Raw genomic sequence first — 24,282 nt, forward strand, 5'->3', positions numbered from 1 at the left:
CTAAATCGAAGATCAGTTTAAAAATATGGCTTTTATTTATTTTTCAATAAACTCAATGTGGGACTGACTCCCAGTGCTGGATTTGAGCCGGCTGGGGGCCAGTTCTTCATTGAAGAGCAATAATCTTATTTTTCGCACAGCCTCTAAAACTCTTCCCATTCCTCAGAGGCGGCGTGCGTTGCCGCTGACTTCTTCTCGGCAGGCGCAGATTTGGCCACGGGTTTGGCTACAGGTTTAGCCGCAGGCTTAACTGTTGTTTTAGCCATCGGTTTGGCCACGGCTGGACGTCCCCTGCTTGTGGGTCGAGACGATCCCGAGGTAGCAACCACAGCCGGCTTCTCGCTTACAACCCGCTCGTCCAGCTTGAAGAAAGCCATCAGGTTTTGCAGCTCGCGGGCCTGTTCGCCCATCGACTGACTGGCCGCCGCCGTCTCTTCCACCAGGGCTGCGTTCTGTTGGGTCACCTGATCCATTTGTAAAATGGCCTTGTTGACCTGCTCAATCCCCGACGCCTGCTCGCGCGCCGCCGCCGCCATTTCCGCCACAATGTCACTGACTTTCTTGACCGCAGTGACAATCTCTTGCAGGGTCTTGCCGGATTGTTCGACCAGCTTGCCACCATCTTCCACCTTGGCGACGCTGTCGGTGATCAGTGATTTGATCTCCTTGGCGGCGTCCGCGCTGCGCTGGGCCAGTTTGCGCACTTCCCCGGCCACCACGGCAAAGCCCCGGCCCTGTTCGCCGGCGCGCGCTGCTTCCACGGCGGCGTTCAGGGCCAGCAGATTGGTCTGGAAAGCAATCTCGTCAATGACGCCGATGATGTCGGCGATCTTGCGGCTGCTGGTATTGATGGCGCCCATCGCGGCTATCGCCTGATCGACGACCTGCCCGCCTTGTTCAGCCTGGGTGCGCGCCGCGCCAGCCAACTGATTCGCTTGTCCGGCGTTGTCGGCGCTTTGCTTCACGGTCGAGGTCAGTTCTTCCATGGAAGAGGCTGTTTCTTCCAGGGCGGAGGCCTGCTCCTCAGTGCGTTGCGAGAGGTCGGAACTGCCTTGGGCGATTTCCGCCGCCGCTGAACTGACCTGGCTGGTGGCCTGAGTGACTTGACTTACCATCTCGCGCAATTGCCGGGCCATCTCGCGCATGGCCGCGTAGATGCCAGTCTCCTTGCCGGTGTCAGTGAAATGGACGGTGAGATCGCCAGTCGCAATCTGGCCGGTCAGTGCCGCTATGTTCGCCGGTTCGCCGCCGATCGGGCGCTGAATCATCCGCGTCAGCAGGAACGCCAGGCTAATACCCAGTAACACAGCAATTGCCGACAGCCCGCTGACAACCTGCAATGCCAGCGTGGCCTGGTGCTGGACTCGTGGTCCCAGGGCCTCCTGATCGCCTTGATAGGCTGCTTTGATTTCCTCGGTGGCCTTGGCGACCTCGGGGCCAATGCGATCCAGAGTGTTTTTGATCAGGTCATCGCCTTTCTGGAGGGCTTCATACAGGGTCGGCAACCGTGCAGTATAACCGTCGTGAGCCTTGCTAAACGCCTCAAGCTGAGCCTGATAAGCACCTTTGGCGCTTTCTATTAGCGCCTTCTCGCGCTGGTTGACTTTGCCGATTATAATCTCCTGGGCTCGTTGGAAATGCTCCACTTGGTGGGAACCAAGGTATTTCAGGATGGCAACCCGCCCTTCCAGAAACTCCCCCATCAACTCACTGACGCGCTCCACCATCGCCGTATTTTGGTCATTGGCAGCCTGACTGCTGAGATCGTTCAATGCCTTGACTGCATCAGCACCCAATGCGCCTAGTTGGGCCTCCAGTTCTTGTCCTTGTTTGACCGTCTGCACGACCTGGTCAAACGCTTCGTCGTATTTTTTCCTGTCTTCGTCAATAAGTGCCACCAGCTTGATGCGCTCCGGTTTTTTTACATCTTCTCGTATCTCCTTGAGAACATTTTCCATTTTCTCCAAGTCCCGGCGATAGTTCTGGACGCTTTGATCATTCGGTTCGATGAGGAAATTCCTGACCGCCAGGCGCACACTCAGCATGTGTTCCTGGAAATTACCGGCCCGGTTGGAGGTGTTCGCCAGTTGGCGGTATTCGGTAATCCCGTCGTTAGCGCCTTGAAGACCCCACCAGGCCGCTGCCGCTACGATGATCAGCAGCACAAGGATCGCTACGAAGCCTAAATTCAACTGTGTTCTTAGCTTCATGTTTTTAAACATTATCTGCAACTCCTATTTGTGACTTTCTAGGATCACTGCTTTCAGAAAGGATGGATTTTCAGACTGTCATGCATCTCATCGCGCTCATTCCCAATCTTCTCAACAGGGGAGTATAGGTCAAGCGTCAATTTTTTCATGGGATATTTTTTCAGCGAACATAATGAAATAAATTAAGTTGACACAAGCAACCCATCTCACAAAGGAATTGACTGAATCAATAGTAAATCTTCCGTTTGAAAAATAAAAGAGACAATAGTATAAAAATACAGTCTTGCGTTTTCTCAAACGCTCAGGTCGATTTGCTGGAGGGTTCCCGCCACGCCATTTTCGTGGAGAAAAACCCCGGATTCGCGAATCGCGCCCAACAAGTTATTCTGGTCGTCCTTGAGCGAGAAAGGCGTAGCGACATGACCCAGGTAAATGGCGCCCACCCCGCGCTGACCCAGCGCAACGAGCTGATCGTTCCCCGCAGCGTCCTTCGACCAGATGCGCAGGCTTTGATAGATAGAATCGTTCTCATCGATCCACTGATTGCCGTCTTCATCATATTGAGCGAGTTCGGCAAAGCCCTGCCCTGTGGTTGCGCCGAATAATTCGCTGCCATCGTTGATTGTCCCATCGCCGTTGCGATCCAGCGCCAGGAATCCGCTGTTGGGGCCAACAAAGGCGATTTGATCCTGCTGGCCATCGGAATCGATGTCGAAGCTGAAGCGGGTTGTCGTCAATTCCGCGGCATTGCCGCCAAAGTTTAACACCAGCGGATCCTTGAGTTTTGCATCACCAGCGCGCAGGCTTACACTTTGCTCTTGCAGGAACTCGCGGCTCATGCCCAGTTCAACAGAAAAGTTGATTTCCCTGCCGTCTGCGGTCTTGACCATGCCATCCGCTGAGAAAGTGGTTTTTTCGGCTTCGTAATGGCGTTCGTAATAATCGTATTCGATGCCGAACCCGGCGCGTTCCGGAGCCTGCGCCTGCCGCTGGGCCTGTTGCAGAGATTGCGTGGTTTCCTGGGCCTGTTCCTGGATTTTGCCCATTTCCTCGCGCAATGCCTTGGGCGAGACCAGCTTGATTTTCTTGCCGGTCAGCGCCTCGATCGTGCGAATCAAAATGCCCAGTTTGAGTTCATCCTCGGGCTGCAACTCGGTCTCGTCCGACGCGACTCCCTTACAGGATCGGGCTTCACAAGCCGCCTGGGAAAGATGCACGGCATCCGAGCGCAATTGACCCGGAGGGGTGCTCTGATTTGACGGAGCAGGCTGGTTCCGGCCCTCGAAATCCGGGCGACGGTCGCCCACCCACATCCGCAACGATTCCTTGACTTCACGCTGAGTGACAGCCTTGTGCTGACCGACGAGTTGTATATTCGAACTTTGAATGATCATGGCGGATTCCTCTTGACTGGCTCCCGCCGGCGAGGCAATGGCAGGACGGGCAGCGATGGGCGCAATTTAATAGGAATATCGGCCTCGCAGAAAAATTCTTTACCAGAGGTCATGAGAGCGAATCCCCATTATTCCGTGCATCGCTGCTGAAATTAGGCTTTACTATTTCCTAACGAGGCATGAGTCAGGTCATCGCGTCATGAATAATTCAAGGTTTTTCTTCAAGACGAAGAAACGATTTACACACGGGTCAGATAGCGATTTTACCAGGGGATGGCGATTGAAACTGTATCTTTTACTTTTAGTTACATTTCCAGTTGGGTTCGCGCTGGCTGGCGATGAAGCCTACACCTGGAAGGATGCCGATGGACGGGTGCATTTCGGCAATCGTCCGCCTGAAGGTCAGACGGCTACGCCCATTCATGTTGAACCCAGCGACCGTATCTATAGCTGGACTGATGCGGAAGGCAAGGTTCAATATGGCGCGCATCCGCCTCCGGATGTCGTGGCCAAGGAACTCAAGGAAGAGGAGGGTTCGCTGTCCACCATCCACGCCAGTAAACTGCGCCCTGGAGAAAAGCAGTTACTACGGGAATGGCGACAACGTTGAGTAAAGGCTGGCGAAAGAAATCGCCTAATCGCTTTTCCAAGCGTCAGGCCAGCGGCGCTGAAGTTCAACCAGCCATTGGCGCCTCAGATTCTGGCGCGTCCCTGCGGATGCGCCATGCAATAAAGCGCGGTAGTACTGATAAGATGCGCGCGTGACCGCGCGTTCGCATCTCGGCAACTTCTCGATATCGCGAATGGTCATCATGGCGTACCTCCAGCTCTTTCAGGGAAGATCGGAAGAGAGTTTTCTGAATTTTAATAAGCATAATGCGTGCCGATATTCACCACGATGATCCGCTTTCGACCCAAGAGTTCTGAGCATGACTGCAGATGATTACTGCCACAACCTGGCAGTCCGGCAAGGCTCTGATTTCCGCTACAGCCTGCTAAAGTTACCGCTTGCGCAGCGCCATACCTTGGTTGCCGTCCACGCTTTTTATCTGGAAACTGTCCGGATTCCTCAGGAATGCCGGGACCCTGGTCTTGCCCGGACCAAATTGGACTGGTGGCGCGCCGAACTTGGTCGCTTATTCGCCGGCGACCCGCAACATCCGGTCACGCGCGCGTTGCAACCACGACTGGCGACTTTTAACCTGCCCGAGGAATACTTCCGGGAAATTCTGGACGGGATTGTAATGGACATCGACTATGACACCTATCCGAGCCTGACGGAATTGACCTTGTATCTGTATCGGCATGGCAGCATTCCAGCGCTGCTGGCGGCGGAAGTCACCGGCTACCAGGATCGCCGCGCGACGCCGCGCTTTGCTCACGAAACCGGCGCTTTGCTGCTGTTGTTTGACCTGCTGTACGAGGTGCGCCACCATGCGCAGCATGGTCATTTCTACCTGCCCGAGGATGAAATGCAACGCTTTGGCGTCGGTCCAGGCGACCTGTTAGCGGCGCAAACCACCGACCGGGTGCGGCAATTATTCGCCTTTCAGGCTGAGCGTATTCATGAATACTACCAGCGGGCATTGGCTGCTTTGCCCGAGACCGATCGCTATGCGCAATCCCATCTGTTGATCCGCCTGGAACTGGTCATGGCCCTGCTGGCGGAAATTGCCGGGGAAGGTTACCGCTTGCTGGAGCAGCAAACCCGCCTGACGCCCTTGCGTAAACTGTGGATGGCCTGGCGATTGCTCGGTCGTGAGCAACGCCGCTATCGGCAGAGGGTCGCCGCATAGTAAACTGATCCAATTAATCGCTTTTGGACAGGATAGTGTCATGAAGGATTACCAACCTGCTGCTGATTTATTGAAAGACCGGGTTATTCTGGTGACCGGTGCTGGAGACGGCCTGGGTCGAACCGCTGCGCGGCAGTTAGGCGCACACGGAGCGACGATCATCCTGCTCGGGCGCACGATCCGTAAATTGGAGCAGGTTTATGATGAGTTGGAACAGGTGGGCGCCCCTCAACCAGCGATTTACCCTATGAATCTGGAAGGAGCGACGCCCAAGGACTATGCCGATCTGGCGCAGGTGCTGGAAACCGAATTCGGTCGTCTGGATGGCTTGCTGCACAACGCTGCCCTGTTTCAGGGACTGACGCCCATTGCCAATTACGACATCGAACTCTGGTACCGGGTACTGCAAGTCAACCTGAACGCGCCCTTCCTGTTGACTCAGGCGCTGTTGGGCTTGCTGAATCGTTCTGCTGACGCCTCGGTGGTCTTCACCGCCGACCAGGTCAGCGAGAAGGGGCAAGCCTATTGGGGCGCTTATGCCGTAGCCAAGGGCGGCGCGCAGACCCTGCTGAAAATGCTGGCTAATGAACTGGAGACTAACACCCCGATTCGTGTGAACGGTATTGACCCGGGGCGGGTGCGCACACCGATGACTTTAAAAATCTATCCAGGCCGCGAACCGGAGCAATGGCCAACGCCGGAAACTGTGATGAGCGTCTATCTTTACCTGCTTGGCCCTGACAGCAAGGGAATTACCGGCCAGGTCTTCCACGCCCAGGATTGACCCGGTTCCGGCTCCTGGCGCGCGGGTTCAGAATGCTCCGAAGACTCTATGGCGCTGGGCTATTATACCCATTCCCATTATGTTCAATGACATTACCGCAGAGTCTCCCCCCTTTGAAAAAGGGGGGCCGGGGGCTTACAAGGGTAGGTTTTTATAAAAGGTTAAGCGAGACATAGTGTTGCGGTAAAGTAGTCGATAAGGAACTCGCCGGGTTACCGGAGAAACCATCATGTCTTGCTCACCTGAATGATATCAGTGGCATCAACAAATCGCCGCGCACTTTCCAAACCTGCTGTTGGGGGCCGTGGCTCCATTGGGTGCTAGAAGGTTGGATCGGGACCCAGTTGGCCGTGGCCCTGGATACGACGACCCTCGGCGCGCAGTTTGTCATCTTGACGATCAGTGTGGTGTATCGTGGATGTACGGTGCCGATCCTGTGGAAGATCCTCACAGCGGGCGTGAAACCTCCCTGGAAACCGGAGTGGGAGGGGTTGTTGAAGGCGTTGCGCGGACGCCTCCCGGCGACCTGGACCGTGATCGTCCTCGCGGATCGCGGTTTATACGCGAAGTGGTTGTTCGAGGCGATGACCTCGCTCGGTGGGCATCCGATGCTGCGAGTCAATGCGAACGGCGCCGTTCGCCCGGAAGGGGGTGTATCACCGACGCGCCTTTCGCGCCTTCGTCCCGGCCGTGGGCCGGCACTGGGCCTGTCGTGGGACCGCCTTTCACACCCGGAAAACCCGCTTGGCCTGCACCCGCTTGGCCCGCTGGGAGGCCGGGCATGCCGACCCGTGGTTGATTTTGACCGATGTCCCCCCGCAAGCGGCCGATGCCTGTTGGTACGGGTTACGCGCTTGGATCGAGCAGGGGTTCAAAAAAATCAAGCGGGGCGGTTGGCAATGGCAATACACCCGCATGACCGATCCTGATCGGGCCGAACGGTTGTGGGTAGCGATCGCGATCGCGACGTGGTGGCTCCTGGCGGTCGGTGGCGAAGCCGAAGCGGCGATCCCCGCCACCACGTTTCCTCCCGTGCCGGCTTCACCGCGCCGTCAAGGTCACAGTTGGCGGTGGGTCGGGGTTTTTCGGCATGGCTGGGCGTTAATTATCGCCGCGATGTTCAATCATCAGCCGCTCCCCATCGGTCACGGTTGCCCTGAACCTTGGCCCGCGCTCCTGATAACCACCGATGATTTCTCGTGACCACCGCTAGAACGGGAGACATGAAAAAACCTACCCTTGTAAGCCTCTCACCCCCCTTTGCTAAAGAGGGGAACTCAGAATTCAAAACTGATTGAGAAACGGTATAGTCAAACAGTTTTTGGATAGTTCGTCAGGTGCTGAGACCACTACGGTATTCCTTGCTGGAAGGGCAATCAACATAAAACTGTTTGACTATATCAGAATCAACTGCTCATTGAGAGCAAAATCACCGCGCTGGTGGGGTGTGATTCAAAGTGATGCAACGACGACTTGATCGTGTTTATGCAGCTTCTTTTTCAATCCCTCGCCAATAGGCTTCCCACTCCTGGTTAGCCCGGTTGCTTACCACCTATCAGTTCTGAGTTAGACTAGGATTATGAGTTTAACGAACATCATGAGGGGATCATGGGAACGATTCGGCAGTTGGCAACAGAAATCGAAGCGGGGTTGAGAGCTGCCCACCCGACGCTACGCAAGACGGTACGCGCCAAGCTAGCTTTAGCGGTGGGCGCCATCCTGGAAGCCCAGACCCCGAATACGGTGGAACTCGCCAATCTCCTACCCTTGGAGACCGAACGGCAAGATATGCGCGAGCAGTGGCTGCGGCGGTTGTTGAAGAATCCGTTGCTGTCGAGTACGGAAGTGCTGGAACCGTGGGCGCGCCAAACCTTGGCGGCGACGGGCCAGCAGGGACAAACGATTATTTTGAGTCTGGATCAAACCGATTTGGGGGATCGTTTTGCGATTTTGATGGTGAGCCTTGGGATCGGCGATCGGGCCTTACCCCTTGCTTGGCGGGTGGAAGCCGGCCCGGCCAATCTGGGTTTTGCGGCCCAGAAAGCGGTATTAGAACAAGTTCGAGCGTGGCTCCCGGCGGGAGCCGAGGTGCTGCTTTCGGCGGATCGCTTTTATCCCTCGGTGGATTTATTCGCGTGGCTTCACGCGCAGTCCGGTTGGCATTATCGGTTACGATTGAAAGGCAATCTCAATGTGGATCCAGGGTTTGGAGACATGACCACGACCGGGGTGCTTGCCACAGGGCAAACCGAGCGCTATCTGCCCAATGTGCGGTTATTCAATCAAGGGGTCGCGACGAATCTGGCGATTTGGCATGAGGGGGCCCACCCGGAACCCTGGATCATCGCCATGAATGACCCGCCGAATCGGGCGACCGTGCGGGATTACGCAAGTCGCTGGGGCATTGAGCCGATGTTCTCCGATTTCAAAAGTCGCGGTTTTCAATTAGAAGACACGCAGTTACAGGCCGCTGATCGGCTCGATCGGTTGCTGCTGATCATGGCCTTGGCCATGTACTGGTGCGTGCGCGTCGGTCAAGAGGAGGCCCACGATCACCCCACGCCCCTGGAAAAAAGACGCAAGAACAGACCGATCCTCACCATTGGACCTTTCGAAAACTCGCCCGTAGCGCCGTTTCCTGGTTCACCCGGGGTCTGCGCGCAATCCACCGGAAGCTACAAATGCAACAACCTTTACCTTCCTTCTATCGAGTTTGCCCCGTGATGAGAAACTGATAGGTGGTAAGAGCCCGGTTGAGCCGGAGGGCTAACATCGTCTCGATATGAACGGGTGACCACCAAGCGCCGGGAAGCTTGAGCCGTTCTTGGATGATATAGCGGTGCGCACTCTCGATTTCCCCTGATCCAATCGGAAGGCCCTGGGCGATCGCCCCTTGATAGTCCAGTTGATCGAGGCGGTTACGGAGATAACGATCACAGGCGGTGACCGGGTCATCGTCGTTTTCGGCCTGGATGAACGGTACCAAGGTCTCCAGGATTGCGGGGGCCTGGTTGACCTTCAACCGGTCTTTTTGCACTTCCAACCACGCGTGGGGATCGTTCGCCGCACAGACCTTGGCCGCTTCACTCAGATACTCACAGAGATGAAAAAAATCCACTAAATAGGTCCCTTGAGTCCCGAATTGCCGGTCGACTTGGTGAGCAATCCACGGCGCGCCATCGCCGATGGCATGCAACTGACTTTCGGGACCAAACCCGGCTTTTGCCGCACAACGTGCCCATTGCCGCCCGCTTTCTTCAACGCTGCCCATAAAATTGCCGCCAAACACAGGGGATACGCTCCCTTTCGGATGGACAAGATTCAGGCGTACTTCTTTCCAACTTAATACCTTCGCCTTGCGTCGGTCTTCGGCATCCGGTGGGGACTCCACCACAGGTACCATCGAGCCATCCATCTCACCGATGAAAATGCCCCCTGTCGTCGTCCCCGGCTCGATCACACGGGCCGCCTCTTGTTCATAAATGCATTCAGCATGATGTTCCGTCATCCGTTGAATGGTGCTTACCGGCATCTCAATGCCATCATGTTCCTGCAGCTTAGCAGGTACCCGTCCAAACGCATGATCCGCTCCAAAATCCGTCATGACTCGTTGTAAGGGCAGCGAACTGCATCGGCACGTGACCCCCGCCAACGCACGAAACGGCCGCTCAATACCCGTGCCATGCCGCCAGAGGGGTTCCATCACCTCAATTTGGCCAAAGGTGGTGTGCCAGTAGAGTTTTTTTACCCCCCGGCCGCCAATCCGGCTCCGCTTTGGCCAACACCGTTTGCTTCTCGACCCCGCGTTCCGCCCACGCCGTCAGCGCCTCGTGGCCCATCTGGCGGAGTTCTTCAATCACCCGCCGTTCTGCCGCATCGGCTTTTTCACAGTCCCCCTCGGCATCTTCGACCACCCGCAACAGACTTTCCATCCGGCAGCGTAAGACGGGATGACGATCCAGGCGCTCGATTAAGGTTTCGTTGCGGTCCAGGGTGAGCATGGCAGGTCTCCTCGAGTCGTATCAGTATCAATAGATCATGCCGTATATGGAGCCTGCATCACTTTGAATCACACCCGTCCTAAACATCATGTATAGACTGAAAGGTGACGCCTATGGGGTGCGGATGGCCATTGAAGACGCCGGGGACAGCGCGGTACGCAGCGGTGGGAGATTGAAGCATTTCATTCACACAGCCATCGGATGCCCAGGCAGGCGCATCCGGGAAAAGTCGCTCCTGAAGAGCTTAAGTCCGAAATTGCCTCACCCGTCGCTGCAACTGGCGCACCGCCATCGGCGGGATGACCGGGCCATAGCGCAAGGCCATGTACAGTCGCGCAATGTCCCGAACTGGCCCGGCCAGCTCGGGGCATTGTGCGATCACCCGGTTGCTGAAATCCAGTGGGCCTTCATGGGGGCCGCGCGCTAATCCGCGTTGCGCCAATCGGCCGCAGAACTGCTGCCAGGCCCGCACGACCGGGTCACGAGGTCGACGGCTCCGCCAACGCAGCGTGACGAAGATCACCCCCAACCCCCCAAGTATCGCCACCATAGCGATCGTCATCTCGCGCCAATCCACCTCGCCAAACCCTAGACCTGATAGAAATTCCTTCTGTCGGTCGGGGCCATAGGCCAACACCCACTCGTTCCATTGAATATTTAATGCATCCCAATTCAAGGCCAAGCGTCGCAGCCATTCATAATCGCCGCCTCGGCGGGCTAGAAACGGCAGGGTATCCATATCAGTCAGCGCAGCATAAATACCTTGTTGAATCCGATTTGGCGACACCGCCGCGGTAGGATCAACGCGCACCCAGCCCTGGTCTTCCAGCCAGACCTCAGCCCAGGCATGCGCATCGGATTGGCGAACGATCAGGTATTCCCCCAATTCATTACGCTCGCCACCCTGATAACCGGTAACCACTCGTGCGGGTACGCCAGCGGCCCGCATCAGAAACACGAAGGCGCTGGCGTAATGTTCACAAAAGCCTTCACGGGTGCGAAAGAGAAACTCATCGACGCTGTGAAAACCGAGTAGCGGTGGCGTTAAGGTGTAATAAAACGGCTGCTTGCGAAACAGCGTCAGGGCCGCATTAACCAGACTTTCGGGGCTGGAGTCGCGCGCGCGCCATTCCTCGACCAGTTCCCGGGCGCGTGGATTGCTCTGCGCAGGCAACTGCAAGCCAACAAACCGCTCGTGCGAAGACAACTCGCCCGTCCGATATTGCAGGTAGGAGCGCATCTCATAGCGGTACACTTCATTGACGGGTTGCTTGCGCAATATTTGAAATGACCGGGTCATGCCGGCGCGTTGCGGGAGACTGGCCGGCAAATCCAGCGCCAACAACCATCGTCGGTTGTTCGGCTCCATGAGGACTACGTAATCGAGCGCCTGCCCCTGCGGGATAAAGGGTACCGGGGTCCGTAATGGCAATTCATCACGCTGCCGCCAGCGCCGTCCGTCGAAGCTCCATAACACTGGGCCGCGCCAGTAAAGCTGCCTAGGTGAGGGTATGGCGCCGGTGAACCGGACGCGGAAGGCGACTTCGCCAGACTGGATTAACTGACTGATCGTGCCCGGCTCCATCTCCCCGGACAAACCGGTGCGGCCTTTATAGGCATCTTTGGGCAATCCCCATAAGGGGCCGGGAATGCGTGGGAATAGCACGAACAGCACCAGCATGACTGGAAAGGCCACCAGCACCATTTTGCCCGCCAGCCGCAAGGGGGCGAGGGTGGTCAGGCCAGCGTGCTGGCGGTGAATGAGTATTTGTGAAACCAGCATCAGCGTCACTACCCCCAACAGGTAGGCAACTATGGGAATCTCCTGGCTGTAGAGCAAGTTGCTCATCACCAGCAGATAACCCAGGAAGACCAACACCACGCCATCGCGCAATCCCCGGGTTTCCAGCAATTTACAGGCGGCCATCGCAGTCATCAGCGCCACGCCGGGGTCGCGGCCAAACAATGTCCTGAAGCTGACCAGCACCCCAGCGGTCGCCAGCAGTGCCAGCGTCAGCAGCATCCAGCGGGGCGGCAGTGGTCGTTCTCGAATGGCGATGAAAACGCGCCAGCCGGCAATGATGAAAAATGCGGGCGCCAGCCAGGTCGGCAATTCATTGGCGTGCGGCGCAACCGCCAGCGTTAAGGTCAAGGTCAGCCAGATCAGCGCCGTCGATGTCAGCGGCTCCGCCGGAGGTTGAACATGAGTTCTGGCATTGTCCTTTCTCCCAGTCAGAGAGGAGAGTAACTGGAGCATTGAAGATGGATTCCCATGCGATGGTTTATCGCCATTCATATACAATGATCGTCTATCTTGCAAGGAGCATCATGTCATGAATCATCAGATGTTGCTGACTACCCAGGAAGCTGCGGAACAGCTACGCGTATCCGCGACCAGCCTGTATCGCTGGCGGCGGGAAGGTTTGGGGCCTGCTTATATTCTGGTTGGGCGCAAGGTGCGCTATGAGACCCAGGCCGTTGTCGACTGGTTATCCAGTCGACAACGGCAACCCATTCGTCGAAGGGTCTCACGCGAATCACCCCCATGTCCCGCCGAGTCGCTGGCGGAATTGATGAGGCAATTACCCGAACTGCCTGCTTTCCAGGGTGATCCATTAGCGATCCAGCAGGCGATGCGCAATGAATGGCGATAAGTTTTTGCTGGACACTAATATTCTGATCGGGATGCACCAGCACTCGCCGGATGTTTTCGATAGGGTGCTGGCCAGTGGAGCTACAACCACCCAGTCCGGTTATAGCGCCCTGACGCGAATTGAATTACTCGGTTATCCAAGCCTCACCCAGGCGGAAGTGAGTGTGCTGGAATCATTGTTGGACAAATTGCAGCGCTATCCTCTTGATCAGCTATTGAAGATGCGGCTATCCAAATCCGTCGCGCTCACCGCGTCAAACTGCCCGATGCAATCATTCTGGGGACCGGCCAGGTTCACCGATTGACTTTGTTGACTTTGGACAAGGATTTGGACCGGTTGGCAAAATTGTTGCCAGGGTATTCAACCTAAGGAGAAGGGGTATGCCGCGCATTGCCAAACAGCGCCAGCGCCTCCAGGCAGCGCCGGTGATGCGCATCGCCCTGTCCTGGCGGAATTTGCACGCCGGGCAAGCGCAGACCATAGCGAAGCCCCTCGCTTTCCGCTTTAAGCGTCCACTGGCAGAGCTGCGCCAACCGCGTCTCGACCAGCTCATCGCCCAGCAGCGCCCAGTCCAGCCAAAGTTCCGGGCGGGCCTGATCGGTGAAGCGTTTGACCAGGAGTTGATCGCTGCGACTTGCTGCCTTCCAGGCGATCCGGCGCGGCGAGTCGCCTAGGGTATAGGGCCGAAAACCGGCATAGTCTTCACTGCCCGGCCCCTGTTCGTGCAAACCGCCGCCGGAATGGCTGGGCAACGCCACCGGCAAGGCGCGGCGTCCCCGAGGTTGTGGATAGATTAAAGCCGCCGCCTCAAATTCCACCCAGCTCCACGCTTGCAACAGACCGAGTGGAAACCGGGTCAATACCCGAATCCGCCCTGGCCGTAGCCAACCCCGCCGCGTCGCCGGGATCGCCACGGTCGCCACCGCCGCGCCGGAAGCTGGCGCATCTACATAGTGAGCGGGCTGATCGCGCCATTGCAGCCCAACGCCGTAACGCGGTTTCAAATCGGGATTTTCCAGCCGGAAACGAAATACCGCATCCTGGCCAACGAAAACAGGCTCCACATCAGGGGGATGCACGATCAAACCCAGCAGCGCATCGTGCGCCTGCCACATGCTGTTGTGGGCTACGGCAACCAGCAGGAAGGTAAAGGCGAAGCCCATGCTGTTGCTGTAGTTGATGGACCAAAGAAACAACACGAACAGTAGCGCGGCGAAGCCATAACCGTAGCGGGTCGGCAGAATGTAAATGCGACGACGCTCCAATCGCACCGGTTCATGCGTCGGTCGCTGACTACGGGTGACCCACGCTTCGAAGCGTTGCCGTAAACCATCGAACATGCAATCAGACTCAGGCCGGCAGGGCTACAACGTTTAGTAACTGTTCAATCAATGCAGCAGATGACTGTTCCAGGTTATCGTCACCAGGGTGCAGGCGATGGCCGACGACGGCTGGCAACACGGTTTGCACATCCTCTGGCAACACATGCCCTCGCCGGTGCAGCAACGCCCAGGCCCGCGCCGCGCGCAATAGCCCCAATCCAGCCCGTGGCGACAGGCCGCCGCGGAAACGATTGGACTGGCGAGAGAACGCCAGCAGCGCCTGCACATAATCCAGCAGCGGCGGCGCGGCGTGAACGCCAGCGACTTTCGCCTGCGCCTCATGCAATTGCGCCGGCGTCATGCGGATTGTCAAGCGGGCCAGCACCTCGCGGCGGTCTTCGCCTTCCAGCAACATCCGCTCGGCTTGCACATCGGGATAACCCAGTTCGATTCGCATGAGAAACCGGTCCAGTTGCGATTCCGGCAAGGGAAAGGTGCCAATCTGGTAAGCCGGGTTCTGGGTGGCGATGACGAAAAACGGCTTCGGCAATTCGCGGCTTTCGCCTTCAATCGTGACCTGTCCCTCTTCCATTGCTTCCAACAACGCACTTTGCGTCTTGGGCGTGGCGCGGTTAATTTCGTCGGCCAAGATGAGCTGAGCAAAGATCGGTCCGGGATGAAAAACAAAGGTCTCCTTCTGGCGTTCATACACTGCTGCACCGAGAATATCCGCCGGCAACAGGTCGCTGGTGAACTGGATGCGCTGGTAGTGTAAGCCGAGACACCGCGCTAGGGCATGGGCCAGCGTGGTCTTACCCATACCGGGTAAATCCTCGATGAGCAAGTGACCACGCGCCAGTAGGCAGGCCAGCGCCAGCCGGATGGCTCTTTCCTTGCCTAGAATCGTCGTGCCGACTTCCTGGATCGCGAGTTCCAACTGGTCTTCAAGCATCGCCACCGGCTTTAATCCTGCTCGCGTAAATCGCGCTTGAAGCGTTTGAAATTCTCGACGTAGCGCCCGGCTGTCAGGCGCAAGCCTTCGATTTCCTGCTCAGTCAGGGTGCGCACAATCTTGCCCGGCGAACCCATAACCAGCGAGCCGTCCGGAATCACCTTGCCTTCCGGGATCAGGCTGTTGGCGCCAATCAGGCAGTTTTTGCCGATTACGGCCCGGTTCATGATCAGACTTTTTATGCCGATCAAGCTGTTGTCGCCGATGATGCAGCCATGCAGCATGGCAAGGTGGCCGACGGTAACATCGCGTCCGATGGTCAACAGAATGCCGGGGTCGGTGTGGAGAATGGCACCGTCCTGGACATTGGAATTCTCGCCAATGGTCATTACGTCATTGTCGCCGCGCGCCACGACGTTGAACCAGATACTAGCGTTGTGCTTGAGGACGACCGAGCCAATTACGGTCGCGTTGTCGGCAATGAACCAGTCTTCGCCATGAAATTCGACCCTGCGGTCGCCAAGGGAATAAATCACCGGATCCTCCTGGGAAGGTGCGAGGGGGATTGAGAAAACCGGGGCAGTATAAACGAGATTGGCGGATGAACAGCGCTATGAAGTGGGAAATGCGGGAGGATGTGGCGAGATAGGAATGCCGAACTCCAAATGGAGTTCGGCGCAAGCAGGATCATTAACAATCGTTGAATGCGACCTTAGGGCTTGTAATAACCCACGGCGCAGATTTGATCGCCTACTTTCTCAACATACGCTACTTTCTCGGAAGGTTTTTCTTCGCCCGGACGCGGCCACATGTAAGTCACTTCGATCATCCCGCCTTCATGCGCATCCTTGTACATTTCCTCGCCGAGCGCCTTGCCCGCCTTATCCTTCAGATCTTTCAAGCTCTTTCCCACCAACTTCGGGTGAGCGGTGAAGTTGCCATCGGGACCGCCGCAGAAAACGTATAAGTCCTTTTCCCCAAATCCGTCTTCTTTCTTCGTGAACATCTCCAGAGCCTTAGCCTGGTCTTCCTTCACCGCGGCAACCGCTTTCTCCAGCATCGCCTTGGCTTCGTCAGGGGTGCCGAAATCAGACGCCCAGGCGCCGGCGGACAATCCCATCGCACAGAATGCGGCTACGCCCATCAGTAGTTTCTTGTTCATCAATCAACCTCCTTTGTGCATTATCGCTCTGAATTCTCGGTTTTACATCGCCATGCGGGTATGGCGACGCTTTCAAACTGTAGACGGCGAATGGGCAAGTAACAAGGTGAGGAGCACAAAATGTACCCTTAAAATTTAACCGGCTATCCTGGCATGAACTCTTGCAGCAGATCATTCAGAAACCGCAACCCGAATGGAGTCGGTTGCAGTCGGTCGGGATCGGACTCCATCAACCCTTTGGCGCAGGCTTGACGCCATGCCGGTTCCAATACAGTTAAGGGTAAACCGGTTCGTTCGCTGAACAGCGTCGCGGAGACGCCTTCCACCAAACGCAGGGCGTTCATCAGAAATTCCACCGGTAGATCGCTCTTCTGGATGGGTTCATCGCCGCCGATGCTTGTCGGAGTTCCAGCGAAAGTCAGGTAGTCACGAGGATGCTTGAGCTTCCACAGCCGGTGAATTCGTCCGGTGGCGGGATCGGTCAATTTGCCGTGCGCGCCGGCGCCAATCCCCAGATAGTCGGCAAATTCCCAGTAGTTGAGGTTGTGCCGGCAGCGACGGTCTTCGCGGGCGTAAGCGGACACTTCGTAGCGTTGATAACCCTGGCGCTCCAGTTGAATCCACGCCTGTTCCTGGATGGCGTCGATGGTTTCGTCAACCGGCAAGGCGGGTGGCGCATGGTGAAAGCGAGTGTTCGGCTCAATGGTCAACTGATAGTACGAAAGATGGGCTGGTTGCAGAGCGATGGCGTTAGCTACATCAGCCAAAGCCTGCTCAACCGTTTGCCCCGGCAGGCCGAACATCAGGTCCAGATTGAAGTTATCCATCTCGGCGGCATGAGCGGCCTCCGCGGCGGCGAATGCAGCGCGGCGGTCGTGGATGCGTCCTAATGCCTGTAAGTGTCCATCATTGAAGCTTTGCACGCCGATGGACAAGCGATTGACGCCAATTTCGCGAAATTCAGCAAACCGGCCCTGCTCAACTGCACCCGGATTCGCTTCCAGGGTGATTTCCATATCCGGGCGCAATGGCAACCGGGCGCGCAGACCCGATAGCAACCGCTCCAGGGACTCGGCGGAAAATAAACTGGGCGTGCCACCGCCAATAAACACACTGTCAATGCGCCGCCCCCACACCCGAGGCAAATCCTGCTCGACATCGGCCAGCAAAGCGTCAACATAAACCGGTTCCCGCAACGGCCCGCGCAATTCGTGAGAGTTGAAATCGCAGTACGGGCATTTGCGCATGCACCAGGGGATATGGATATAGAGCGCTAATGGCGGCGTCGAATGAAGAGTCAGCATTGATTTTTCCATTACCCTTCTAAAATGATGATGATGCCCATCAAAATGACTTCGTGCCTACGAACGTCATCACCTGGCCGCAGCGACCTATCATCCACTGAACCCACACTTTCAGGTGCGATATGGAACTTGATCAGGTGTACATCAAAACAGTCAAGGGACAAGAAGAGATCCAGAATCGAACTCACAAACTACCGGTCAACCTGCGCAAGCTGTTGATCATGGTGAACGGACGATCGACTGCTCGTGAAATGATTGAACGACTGACCTCACTGGGCGACATGACTCTGGCGTTTGCCGAACTGGAAGCGGGTGGTTTCATCACGTTCCACACTTCGCCAACTCCTCTAACCGCTGTGGCATCCGGTTCTGCAGACCGCGTATTACCGGATTTATCATTAACAGGAGAGGTGGCGGAACCCCGGTTTAATCTGGACAAAGCTAAAAGCTTTACGCGCTCTATCCTGTTAGGCGCTATCGGCCCCAGCGCCGGACGGCGGATCGAGCGGGTTGAAGCGACTACTACCGCCGAGGAATTACGAGTTGAATTGGAAGCCATTTACGAAATGTTGCCTAAAGTCCTGTCTAAACGCCAGGCCGAGCAAACGTGGAAGCAACTGGAACCGATCATGCTGTCGATTGTGTTGCCGCCGCTGTAGCCAACCTCCAGAATTCATGGTGTCGCTTGAGCATCTCAATCAGCTGCGCCAGTGCTTGGCCGCGATGACTCAGCCGGTTCTTGACCGCCAGATCCAGTTCAGCGGCGGTTTGCCCTTCGCTGGGGACGAGGAATACCGGATCGTAGCCGAAGCCGCCAGCGCCATAGGGTTCGAAGGTGATGAAACCTTCCCAGCGAGCTTGGCAAATCAGCGGCGTCGGGTCGGCAGCGTGGCGCAGGAGAACCAGTACGCATAGAAAATACGCGCCGCGTTGTTCGGCGGGTGCGTCCCCCAACTCGTTTAGCAACTTTTCAATGTTCGCGCGATCACTGGCGCCAGCGCCCGCATAACGGGCTGAATACACGCCGGGCGCGCCGCCCAGGGCGTCTACCACCAATCCGGAATCATCGGCCAGCGCCGGCAATCCTGTGTGTTGTGTCGCATTTCGGGCCTTGATCAGCGCATTTTCGACAAAAGTCAAGCCAGTCTCTTCGGTTTCCGGAATATTCCACTCCGATTGTGGCCTGATTTCCAGCTCCACTTCCGTCAGAGCGGCGCGGAATTCTCGAAGCTTGCCGGCATTACCGGTCGCCAGGACAATCTCATGCATGAGTTTCTCCATTCGTTGTGTATCAGGCGGGCAATCCCAATACTTCTCTTTGCTTAACCAGCAATTTTGCGATGCCGCCCCGCGCCAGTTCCAACATAGCCTGCAACTCCTCCATGCGGAAGGCATGGCCCTCGGCGGTGCCCTGGATTTCGATGAAAGCCTGGGCGTCGTTCATCACTACGTTCATGTCGGTTTCGGCTTCGGAATCCTCGGCGTAGTCCAGATCCAGCACTGGCTCGCCTTGATAAATACCGACCGAGACCGAGGCAACTTGGCCATGTAGCGGATTTTTTTTGACCCATTTCCGTCCGATCAAATAGCGCACCGCATCGGCCAGCGCTACAAAACCGCCGGTAATTGCTGCAGTGCGGGTGCCGCCATCAGCCTGAATTACATCGCAGTCGATAGTAATCGTGCGTTCGCCTAGCGCTTCCAAATCCATGACTGCGCGCAACGAGCGACCGACCAGGCGCTGAATTTCCAGGGTGCGGCCATCTTGCCGGCCTCGACTGGCTTCTCTCTGTGTCCGGGTGTGAGTGGAGCGGGGCAACATGCCATATTCAGCCGTGACCCAGCCCCGTCCTTTGCCTTTTAGGAACGGAGGTACCCGCTCTTCAATACTGGCGTTGCAGATCAAGCGGGTGTCGCCAAATTCCACCAGCACCGAACCTTCGGCGTGTCGGGTAAATTGGCGAGTAAGGCGAATCGGGCGCAATTCATTGGCGGCGCGGGCGCTGGGACGCATAAGGCGGTTTCCTGTTTCAGTAGGGATTAAAATTTCAAGAATGGACTATAACAGAACAGGCGGTCAGGTCGGATCAGGTCGTTTGATCAGTTATTGTCTTGCTCGCCGTTATCCCTACATTCCGGGTCATGGCTATTCACTGCAGCAGTACGCAGTGCGTACCCTACTCTTGAATGATCGGTATCAACGTCATCGATGTAGGGTACGCACCGCGTACCTTGGAATGCAGGCTAAACAGGTTGCCAGACTATAATCTCTTGTTTTGAGCGTTTCTACCGATGGTTTCAGCTAAGCTTAAGCACCAAATCATTAAATGACGAACGACCACTAAAGATTGAGGATCAGCCATGTTACGCAGCATGACAGCGTTTGCGCGCCAGGAGCAATCCAGCGTGTGGGGAACGATGATTTGGGAATTGCGCTCGGTCAATCATCGGTATCTGGAAACCTCGATTCGTCTGCCGGAAGCGTTGCGCAGTTTGGAGTCTCTGGTCCGCGAACGCATCGTGGCGGCGCTGAGTCGCGGCAAGGTGGAAGGTACGCTTAAACTGCAAACGACCGGTGCAGCGCTAACCGCTATCACGTTGAATCAACCTCTGGTTGAGCGCTTGTTGGAAGTGGCTGGCGAGCTGGAACACCTGATGGGGCCGGGCACTGGATTGCGGTTGGTGGATGTATTGCGTTGGCCCGGAGCGGTCAGCGAGGCCGAGCCGAATCTGGATGAGATTAAGTTGACCCTGCTTGCCGGTTTGGATGCCGCGCTGGCGGAGTTGGTTGCAACCCGCGAACGGGAAGGCCAGCGCACTGCTGAAATGATTCGGCAACGCTGCATCGCGATGCGCGAACACGTTAAACAGGTGCGCGCGCGCCGTCCAGAGGTGCTGGCGCGTTGGCGCGACAAGCTGTTGGGCAGACTGGCGGACATTCCGGCGGATGCTGACCCTGGTCGGCTGGAGCAGGAACTGGTGTTGATTGCGCAACGCCTGGATGTGGATGAGGAACTGGATCGACTGGATACTCATCTGGACGAGATTGAGGCGGTTTTGGAACGTTCGGAACCGGTGGGGCGGCGGTTGGATTTTCTGATGCAGGAGTTGAACCGCGAGGCGAATACGCTCTCCTCGAAATCAGCGGATGCGGACACCACACGGTCGGCGATTGAACTCAAAGTGCTAATCGAACAGATCCGGGAACAGATTCAGAATATTGAATAGGGTTTCATGGCGTTTCATGGTATCTCACATCTTCGGATTAGCTGTTGTTTAAGCGTATTTTTTAATGAGAACTTGCGAAATTTTCAGCTTCAACGGCATCACTTCCTTAGATCATAATCTGTTCGGCGGGAACGTTAGTTTCTCAGTCGACAGTGACGGCCCCCACCCAAAGATACGCAGGAGGTAAAGTATGGCCAAGCATTATCAAGGCAGTTGCCACTGTGGCGCTGTGCGCTTCTCGTTCGAAAGCGAACCGCTTACCAAAGGAGTACGCTGTAATTGTTCGATCTGCGCCAGAAAAGGGGCGCTTATGTCCCCTGAGCCGATGTCTCAAGACCTGCTCAAAATTGACGCCCAGGAAGGAATGCTGGGCCTTTACCAGTTTGGAGCGAAAACCGCCAAGCATTATTTCTGTAAAAACTGCGGTATTTACACATTTCACGAAACCTCGCGCAAGCCCGGCTATTTTCGCGTCAACCTGGGGTGCGTAGACAGCGTTGACACTTTTGCATTGGAAACGGAGGTCTTTGATGGAAAACATCTGCTGTAATTCCCTGAGCGTTGCGCAATTGCGCGCCGATTCTTGATCAACGCGCCTCCATAGCCCGAATGGCCAAAGTCGAAAATTCGATCAGGCGTTGGAAACCCTGAAGGCTGTGATGGATCGAAGCCCTGGTTGGTCTTCAACCGCGTGGGGAGTTGAAGCCAGGATGCAGGTTCTAAAGCAGCCTTGCTAGACTTACTCTTCACACTCTTCCACCCTTCCTATTCGAGACTTCGTCATGAAATTCACGTATCCGGGACTGACCGATCAGGAAGTTGCTGCTTCGCGCGCCCAACATGGCTCGAACGCCGTGGCCAGCCAGGAAGTGGAAACTTTCTGGGATAAGCTACTGGGCAATCTGAAAGACCCCATCATTATCATTTTGATCGTCGCGTTGCTGATCACGGTCGCGCTGACGGTATTTGGCTATGCTGAATGGTACGAAAGCGTTGGCATTGCTTTTGCTGTCGTGATTGCGACCTTCGTCGCCACCTGGTCTGAGCACAGCAACGAACAGTCCTTCCAGAAACTGCTGGAGGAAGCCTCGCTGATTCTGGTCAAGGTGTTCCGCAACGGCCACCTAACTGAGATTTCCATCAATGATCTGGTGGTCGGCGACTATATTCTGCTGCAGCCCGGCGATACCGTGCCGACTGACGGTCTGCTGATCGCCGGCCATGCCGAGGTCGATGAGGCCGCACTTACCGGTGAATCGGAGCCGGTGAAGAAGATAGCAACGCCTGAAGATGCTGATCCCGCAACGGCTGGGGAAGAACATCGCTTGTTCCGCGCCGGGTTGCTGGTGGATGGCGAATGCGTGATGCAGGCCAGCGCGGTGGGCGACCAGACCCGCTATGGCCAGACCATGAAGGAGTTGCTGTCCGCCGAAGACCGCCTCTCGCCGCTGCAACACAAGCTGACCGTGCTGGGCGGCCATATCTCGACCTTTGGCTACATTGGCGCGACCTGCATTTTCCTGGCTTTCATGTTCAACAACATGTTCCTGCAAGCCGAAAGCCTGGACGCCTACTGGGCGCAAGCGGGCGGGATCATCGTCAAGGACTTCGTGACCGCGGCCATTCTGGCCATCATTGTTATCGTGGTGGCGGTGCCGGAAGGGCTGCCGATGATGATCGCTATGGTGCTGGCGATCAATATGAAGAAGCTGCTCAGCGTCAAGGTGTTGGTGCGCAAGCTATTAGGCATCGAAACCGCCGGCAGCCTGAACATTCTGTTCACTGACAAGACCGGCACCCTGACCCAGGGGCGGTTGTCGGTCAGCGCCTTTCTCACTGGCGCAGGAACCCGGTATGAAAAACTGGACGACATTCCTCAAGCTGTGCGCGACACCGCCGGATTTGCTCTGCGCAACAACACCAGCGCAGTGATTGACGCCAGCGACCCGAACGCCATCAAGATGGTTGGCGCGGATCGCACCGAGCAGGCGCTGCTGCGTTTTGTCACTCCCTATCTGACCGCGCCGGGTAATGTCGACATCGTCGATGTCATTCCTTTCAGCAGCAGCCGCAAATTCTCCGCCACCCAAGTGACTGGCGACCGGGCGGTCACCTTGGTCAAGGGCGCCCCGGAAGTGATTTTGCAGAACTGCACCCACTACCTGGATGCCGACGGTCACCCGGTTGACCTGAGCAACCCGGACGCGTTGCAAACGGCCATGAGCGAACTCTCTGCGCGAGCCATGCGCCTGCTGGCGGTGGCGGTGAGCGAAACGCCGATTGACGACAGCAAGGCCCTGCCGGCGAACCTGACCCTGGTCGGCGTGTTCGGGATGCGCGACGAACTACGCGACACTTCCTACGCTTCGGTGAAAACCGCCAAGCAGGCCGGCATTCATGTCATCATGATCACCGGCGACGCCAAGGAAACCGCGCAAGCGATTGCGAAGGACGTGGGCCTGCTGGAAGATGATCCGCAAGCGATTATCCTGACCTCGGCGGAGCTGGCGCAACTGTCTGACGAGGAAGTCAAGCAGAAGCTGCCGCATCTGTATGTAGTCGCGCGCGCCTTCCCGACCGACAAGAGCCGCCTGGTCAAACTGGCCAAGGAACTCGATCTGGTGGCCGGCATGACCGGCGATGGCGTCAACGACGCGCCAGCGGTGAAAAACGCCGATGTTGGCTTTGCTATGGGCAGCGGCACGGAAATGACCAAGGAATCCGGCGACATCGTCATTCTCGACGACAACTTCTCCTCGCTGACCAAGGCGGTCCTCTACGGACGCACCCTGTTCAAATCCATTCGCAAATTTCTGGTCTTCCAGTTGACGGTCAACGTCTCCGCCATCCTGGTCGTGTTCCTGGGACAGTTCTTCGGCTTTGACCTGCCGCTGACCATGACCCAGTTGCTGTGGCTGAACATCATCATGGACACTCTGGCCGGGCTGGCCTTCGCCGGAGAAGCGGCCTTGCAACGCTACATGCTGGAGAAACCGATGCGCCGCGACGAGCAGTTGATTAACGCCGATATGTGGTCATCGATCCTGATCAATGGCGTATTTATCGCGCTGCTCAGCATTGTGTTCCTGACCAGTGGTTTCACCCAGGGGCTGTTCTCCGGCGGTCATGAAATCGGCTCCGAAGCGGCGCAGGCCAAATTCCTGACCGCGTTCTTCGCCTTCTTCGTGTTCATCCAGGTGTTCAACACCTTCAACGCCCGCACCCAGGGTCTGAACCTGCTGGAGCATCTGTTGGATAACCGTCTGTTCTCCACCATCATTCCGGCGATCATGGTCATCCAGGTGATCTTTATCACCTATGGCGGCGAAATCCTGCGCACTGTCGGGTTGTCGGCGCAGGAATGGATTTACGTGCTATTGATGACCGTCGTGATTATCCCGGTTGATCTGGTGCGCAAGATCGTGCGTAACCAGTGGTTTGGCAACCCCGTGCGGTCGGAAGCGGCATAGTACCG

At 56.6% G+C, this 24,282-nt stretch carries 21 protein-coding genes and 2 pseudogenes; 11 read left to right on the plus strand and 12 right to left on the minus strand.

Translation table 11 applies throughout. The features are described 5' to 3' along the window. Positions 1-143 precede the first annotated feature (143 nt). A complete protein-coding gene (locus H6973_12740) occupies positions 144-2,222 on the minus strand; it encodes an MCP four helix bundle domain-containing protein (GenBank protein ID MCP5126456.1) in 2,079 nt (692 codons plus the stop codon). Between the two features lie 281 nt (positions 2,223-2,503). After that, complete coding sequence (locus H6973_12745) at positions 2,504-3,604, minus strand: VCBS repeat-containing protein (GenBank protein MCP5126457.1); 1,101 nt, start codon at positions 3,602-3,604, stop codon at positions 2,504-2,506. A 280-nt stretch (positions 3,605-3,884) separates the two neighbouring features. Between H6973_12745 and H6973_12750 the strand changes: the two genes are divergently transcribed. Further along, positions 3,885-4,214 (plus strand): DUF4124 domain-containing protein, encoded by a 330-nt coding sequence (locus H6973_12750; protein MCP5126458.1) that lies wholly within the window; start codon positions 3,885-3,887, stop codon positions 4,212-4,214. A gap of 24 nt (positions 4,215-4,238) precedes the next feature. Here the strand turns inward: H6973_12750 and H6973_12755 are convergent, their stop codons facing one another. Then, a complete protein-coding gene (locus H6973_12755) occupies positions 4,239-4,418 on the minus strand; it encodes a hypothetical protein (protein ID MCP5126459.1) in 180 nt (59 codons plus the stop codon). A 115-nt stretch (positions 4,419-4,533) separates the two neighbouring features. Here H6973_12755 and H6973_12760 point away from each other — a divergent pair, with 115 nt between their 5' ends. The 4 genes and pseudogenes from H6973_12760 to H6973_12775 all read left to right on the plus strand — a co-directional run bounded on the left by H6973_12760 (position 4,534) and on the right by H6973_12775 (position 8,830). Next, positions 4,534-5,400 carry a squalene/phytoene synthase family protein gene (locus tag H6973_12760; GenBank protein MCP5126460.1) on the plus strand — a complete coding sequence of 289 codons (867 nt, stop codon included), beginning with the start codon at positions 4,534-4,536 and terminating at the stop codon, positions 5,398-5,400. A gap of 40 nt (positions 5,401-5,440) precedes the next feature. Further along, on the plus strand, positions 5,441-6,184 hold the full coding sequence (locus H6973_12765; protein MCP5126461.1) for a YciK family oxidoreductase: 744 nt from the start codon (positions 5,441-5,443) through the stop codon (positions 6,182-6,184). Between the two features lie 621 nt (positions 6,185-6,805). After that, complete coding sequence (locus tag H6973_12770) at positions 6,806-7,387, plus strand: hypothetical protein (GenBank protein ID MCP5126462.1); 582 nt, start codon at positions 6,806-6,808, stop codon at positions 7,385-7,387. Between the two features lie 405 nt (positions 7,388-7,792). Then, positions 7,793-8,830: pseudogene (locus H6973_12775) on the plus strand (IS4 family transposase). A 58-nt stretch (positions 8,831-8,888) separates the two neighbouring features. Here H6973_12775 and H6973_12780 read toward each other — a convergent pair. Next, positions 8,889-10,185: pseudogene (locus H6973_12780) on the minus strand (ISKra4 family transposase). 244 nt (positions 10,186-10,429) lie between these two features. Next, a complete protein-coding gene (locus H6973_12785) occupies positions 10,430-12,442 on the minus strand; it encodes a DUF3488 domain-containing transglutaminase family protein (GenBank protein MCP5126463.1) in 2,013 nt (670 codons plus the stop codon). Between the two features lie 88 nt (positions 12,443-12,530). Between H6973_12785 and H6973_12790 the strand changes: the two genes are divergently transcribed. Both H6973_12790 and H6973_12795 read left to right on the plus strand, forming a co-directional pair. After that, on the plus strand, positions 12,531-12,839 hold the full coding sequence (locus H6973_12790) for a helix-turn-helix domain-containing protein (GenBank protein MCP5126464.1): 309 nt from the start codon (positions 12,531-12,533) through the stop codon (positions 12,837-12,839). Positions 12,840-13,052: 213 nt separating this feature from the next. After that, positions 13,053-13,208: a PIN domain-containing protein gene (locus H6973_12795; protein ID MCP5126465.1), complete on the plus strand. Its 156-nt coding sequence runs from the start codon at positions 13,053-13,055 to the stop codon at positions 13,206-13,208. Here H6973_12795 and H6973_12800 read toward each other — a convergent pair. The 5 genes from H6973_12800 to H6973_12820 form a co-directional block, all read right to left on the minus strand. Continuing rightward, positions 13,205-14,179: a DUF58 domain-containing protein gene (locus H6973_12800; GenBank protein ID MCP5126466.1), complete on the minus strand. Its 975-nt coding sequence runs from the start codon at positions 14,177-14,179 to the stop codon at positions 13,205-13,207. The two genes, H6973_12795 and H6973_12800, sit on opposite strands and share 4 nt — an antisense overlap. 10 nt (positions 14,180-14,189) lie before the next feature. Continuing rightward, the gene (locus H6973_12805) at positions 14,190-15,113 is read right to left on the minus strand and encodes an AAA family ATPase (protein MCP5126467.1); all 924 of its coding nucleotides are present in this window, start codon (positions 15,111-15,113) and stop codon (positions 14,190-14,192) included. Between the two features lie 11 nt (positions 15,114-15,124). After that, positions 15,125-15,649: a gamma carbonic anhydrase family protein gene (locus tag H6973_12810; protein ID MCP5126468.1), complete on the minus strand. Its 525-nt coding sequence runs from the start codon at positions 15,647-15,649 to the stop codon at positions 15,125-15,127. Positions 15,650-15,825: 176 nt separating this feature from the next. Then, positions 15,826-16,275, minus strand: a complete 450-nt coding sequence (locus H6973_12815; GenBank protein MCP5126469.1) for a cache domain-containing protein — start codon at positions 16,273-16,275, stop codon at positions 15,826-15,828. Positions 16,276-16,418: 143 nt separating this feature from the next. Next, positions 16,419-17,591 (minus strand): oxygen-independent coproporphyrinogen III oxidase-like protein, encoded by a 1,173-nt coding sequence (locus tag H6973_12820; GenBank protein ID MCP5126470.1) that lies wholly within the window; start codon positions 17,589-17,591, stop codon positions 16,419-16,421. A gap of 110 nt (positions 17,592-17,701) precedes the next feature. On the opposite strand from H6973_12820, the gene H6973_12825 reads away from it, so the two are divergent. Further along, on the plus strand, positions 17,702-18,238 hold the full coding sequence (locus H6973_12825; GenBank protein MCP5126471.1) for a hypothetical protein: 537 nt from the start codon (positions 17,702-17,704) through the stop codon (positions 18,236-18,238). Here H6973_12825 and rdgB read toward each other — a convergent pair. Both rdgB and rph read right to left on the minus strand, forming a co-directional pair. Continuing rightward, a complete protein-coding gene (rdgB, locus tag H6973_12830) occupies positions 18,207-18,848 on the minus strand; it encodes an RdgB/HAM1 family non-canonical purine NTP pyrophosphatase (protein MCP5126472.1) in 642 nt (213 codons plus the stop codon). The genes H6973_12825 and rdgB overlap by 32 nt on opposite strands. 22 nt (positions 18,849-18,870) lie before the next feature. Beyond that, the gene (gene rph / locus H6973_12835) at positions 18,871-19,593 is read right to left on the minus strand and encodes a ribonuclease PH (protein ID MCP5126473.1); all 723 of its coding nucleotides are present in this window, start codon (positions 19,591-19,593) and stop codon (positions 18,871-18,873) included. Positions 19,594-19,940: 347 nt separating this feature from the next. Between rph and H6973_12840 the strand changes: the two genes are divergently transcribed. The 3 genes from H6973_12840 (at position 19,941) to H6973_12850 (ending at position 24,277) form a co-directional block, all read left to right on the plus strand. Beyond that, positions 19,941-20,807, plus strand: coding sequence for a YicC family protein (locus H6973_12840; protein ID MCP5126474.1), 867 nt, complete (start codon positions 19,941-19,943; stop codon positions 20,805-20,807). Positions 20,808-20,997: 190 nt separating this feature from the next. Next, the gene (locus H6973_12845; GenBank protein MCP5126475.1) at positions 20,998-21,357 is read left to right on the plus strand and encodes a GFA family protein; all 360 of its coding nucleotides are present in this window, start codon (positions 20,998-21,000) and stop codon (positions 21,355-21,357) included. Positions 21,358-21,589: 232 nt separating this feature from the next. Continuing rightward, positions 21,590-24,277, plus strand: coding sequence for a calcium-translocating P-type ATPase, PMCA-type (locus tag H6973_12850; protein MCP5126476.1), 2,688 nt, complete (start codon positions 21,590-21,592; stop codon positions 24,275-24,277). Positions 24,278-24,282: the final 5 nt, after the last annotated feature.

Source organism: Gammaproteobacteria bacterium, from assembly GCA_024235095.1.
Taxonomy (GTDB): Bacteria; Pseudomonadota; Gammaproteobacteria; order Competibacterales; family Competibacteraceae; genus UBA2383.

What these genes read in the sequence shown, in the direction of transcription:
- H6973_12805 (MCP5126467.1), bottom strand. Translation starts at nt 15,113, where the DNA reads ATGCTTGAAGACCAGTTGGAACTCGCGATCCAGGAAGTCGGCACGACG.
- H6973_12840 (MCP5126474.1), top strand. Translation starts at nt 19,941, where the DNA reads ATGTTACGCAGCATGACAGCGTTTGCGCGCCAGGAGCAATCCAGCGTG.
- rdgB (MCP5126472.1), bottom strand. Translation starts at nt 18,848, where the DNA reads ATGCATGAGATTGTCCTGGCGACCGGTAATGCCGGCAAGCTTCGAGAA.
- H6973_12770 (MCP5126462.1), top strand. Translation starts at nt 6,806, where the DNA reads ATGCGAACGGCGCCGTTCGCCCGGAAGGGGGTGTATCACCGACGCGCC.
- H6973_12845 (MCP5126475.1), top strand. Translation starts at nt 20,998, where the DNA reads ATGGCCAAGCATTATCAAGGCAGTTGCCACTGTGGCGCTGTGCGCTTC.
- H6973_12820 (MCP5126470.1), bottom strand. Translation starts at nt 17,591, where the DNA reads ATGGAAAAATCAATGCTGACTCTTCATTCGACGCCGCCATTAGCGCTC.
- rph (MCP5126473.1), bottom strand. Translation starts at nt 19,593, where the DNA reads ATGCGTCCCAGCGCCCGCGCCGCCAATGAATTGCGCCCGATTCGCCTT.
- H6973_12800 (MCP5126466.1), bottom strand. Translation starts at nt 14,179, where the DNA reads ATGTTCGATGGTTTACGGCAACGCTTCGAAGCGTGGGTCACCCGTAGT.
- H6973_12825 (MCP5126471.1), top strand. Translation starts at nt 17,702, where the DNA reads ATGGAACTTGATCAGGTGTACATCAAAACAGTCAAGGGACAAGAAGAG.
- H6973_12850 (MCP5126476.1), top strand. Translation starts at nt 21,590, where the DNA reads ATGAAATTCACGTATCCGGGACTGACCGATCAGGAAGTTGCTGCTTCG.
- H6973_12790 (MCP5126464.1), top strand. Translation starts at nt 12,531, where the DNA reads ATGTTGCTGACTACCCAGGAAGCTGCGGAACAGCTACGCGTATCCGCG.
- H6973_12760 (MCP5126460.1), top strand. Translation starts at nt 4,534, where the DNA reads ATGACTGCAGATGATTACTGCCACAACCTGGCAGTCCGGCAAGGCTCT.
- H6973_12815 (MCP5126469.1), bottom strand. Translation starts at nt 16,275, where the DNA reads ATGAACAAGAAACTACTGATGGGCGTAGCCGCATTCTGTGCGATGGGA.
- H6973_12745 (MCP5126457.1), bottom strand. Translation starts at nt 3,604, where the DNA reads ATGATCATTCAAAGTTCGAATATACAACTCGTCGGTCAGCACAAGGCT.
- H6973_12755 (MCP5126459.1), bottom strand. Translation starts at nt 4,418, where the DNA reads ATGATGACCATTCGCGATATCGAGAAGTTGCCGAGATGCGAACGCGCG.
- H6973_12740 (MCP5126456.1), bottom strand. Translation starts at nt 2,222, where the DNA reads ATGTTTAAAAACATGAAGCTAAGAACACAGTTGAATTTAGGCTTCGTA.
- H6973_12785 (MCP5126463.1), bottom strand. Translation starts at nt 12,442, where the DNA reads ATGCTCCAGTTACTCTCCTCTCTGACTGGGAGAAAGGACAATGCCAGA.
- H6973_12765 (MCP5126461.1), top strand. Translation starts at nt 5,441, where the DNA reads ATGAAGGATTACCAACCTGCTGCTGATTTATTGAAAGACCGGGTTATT.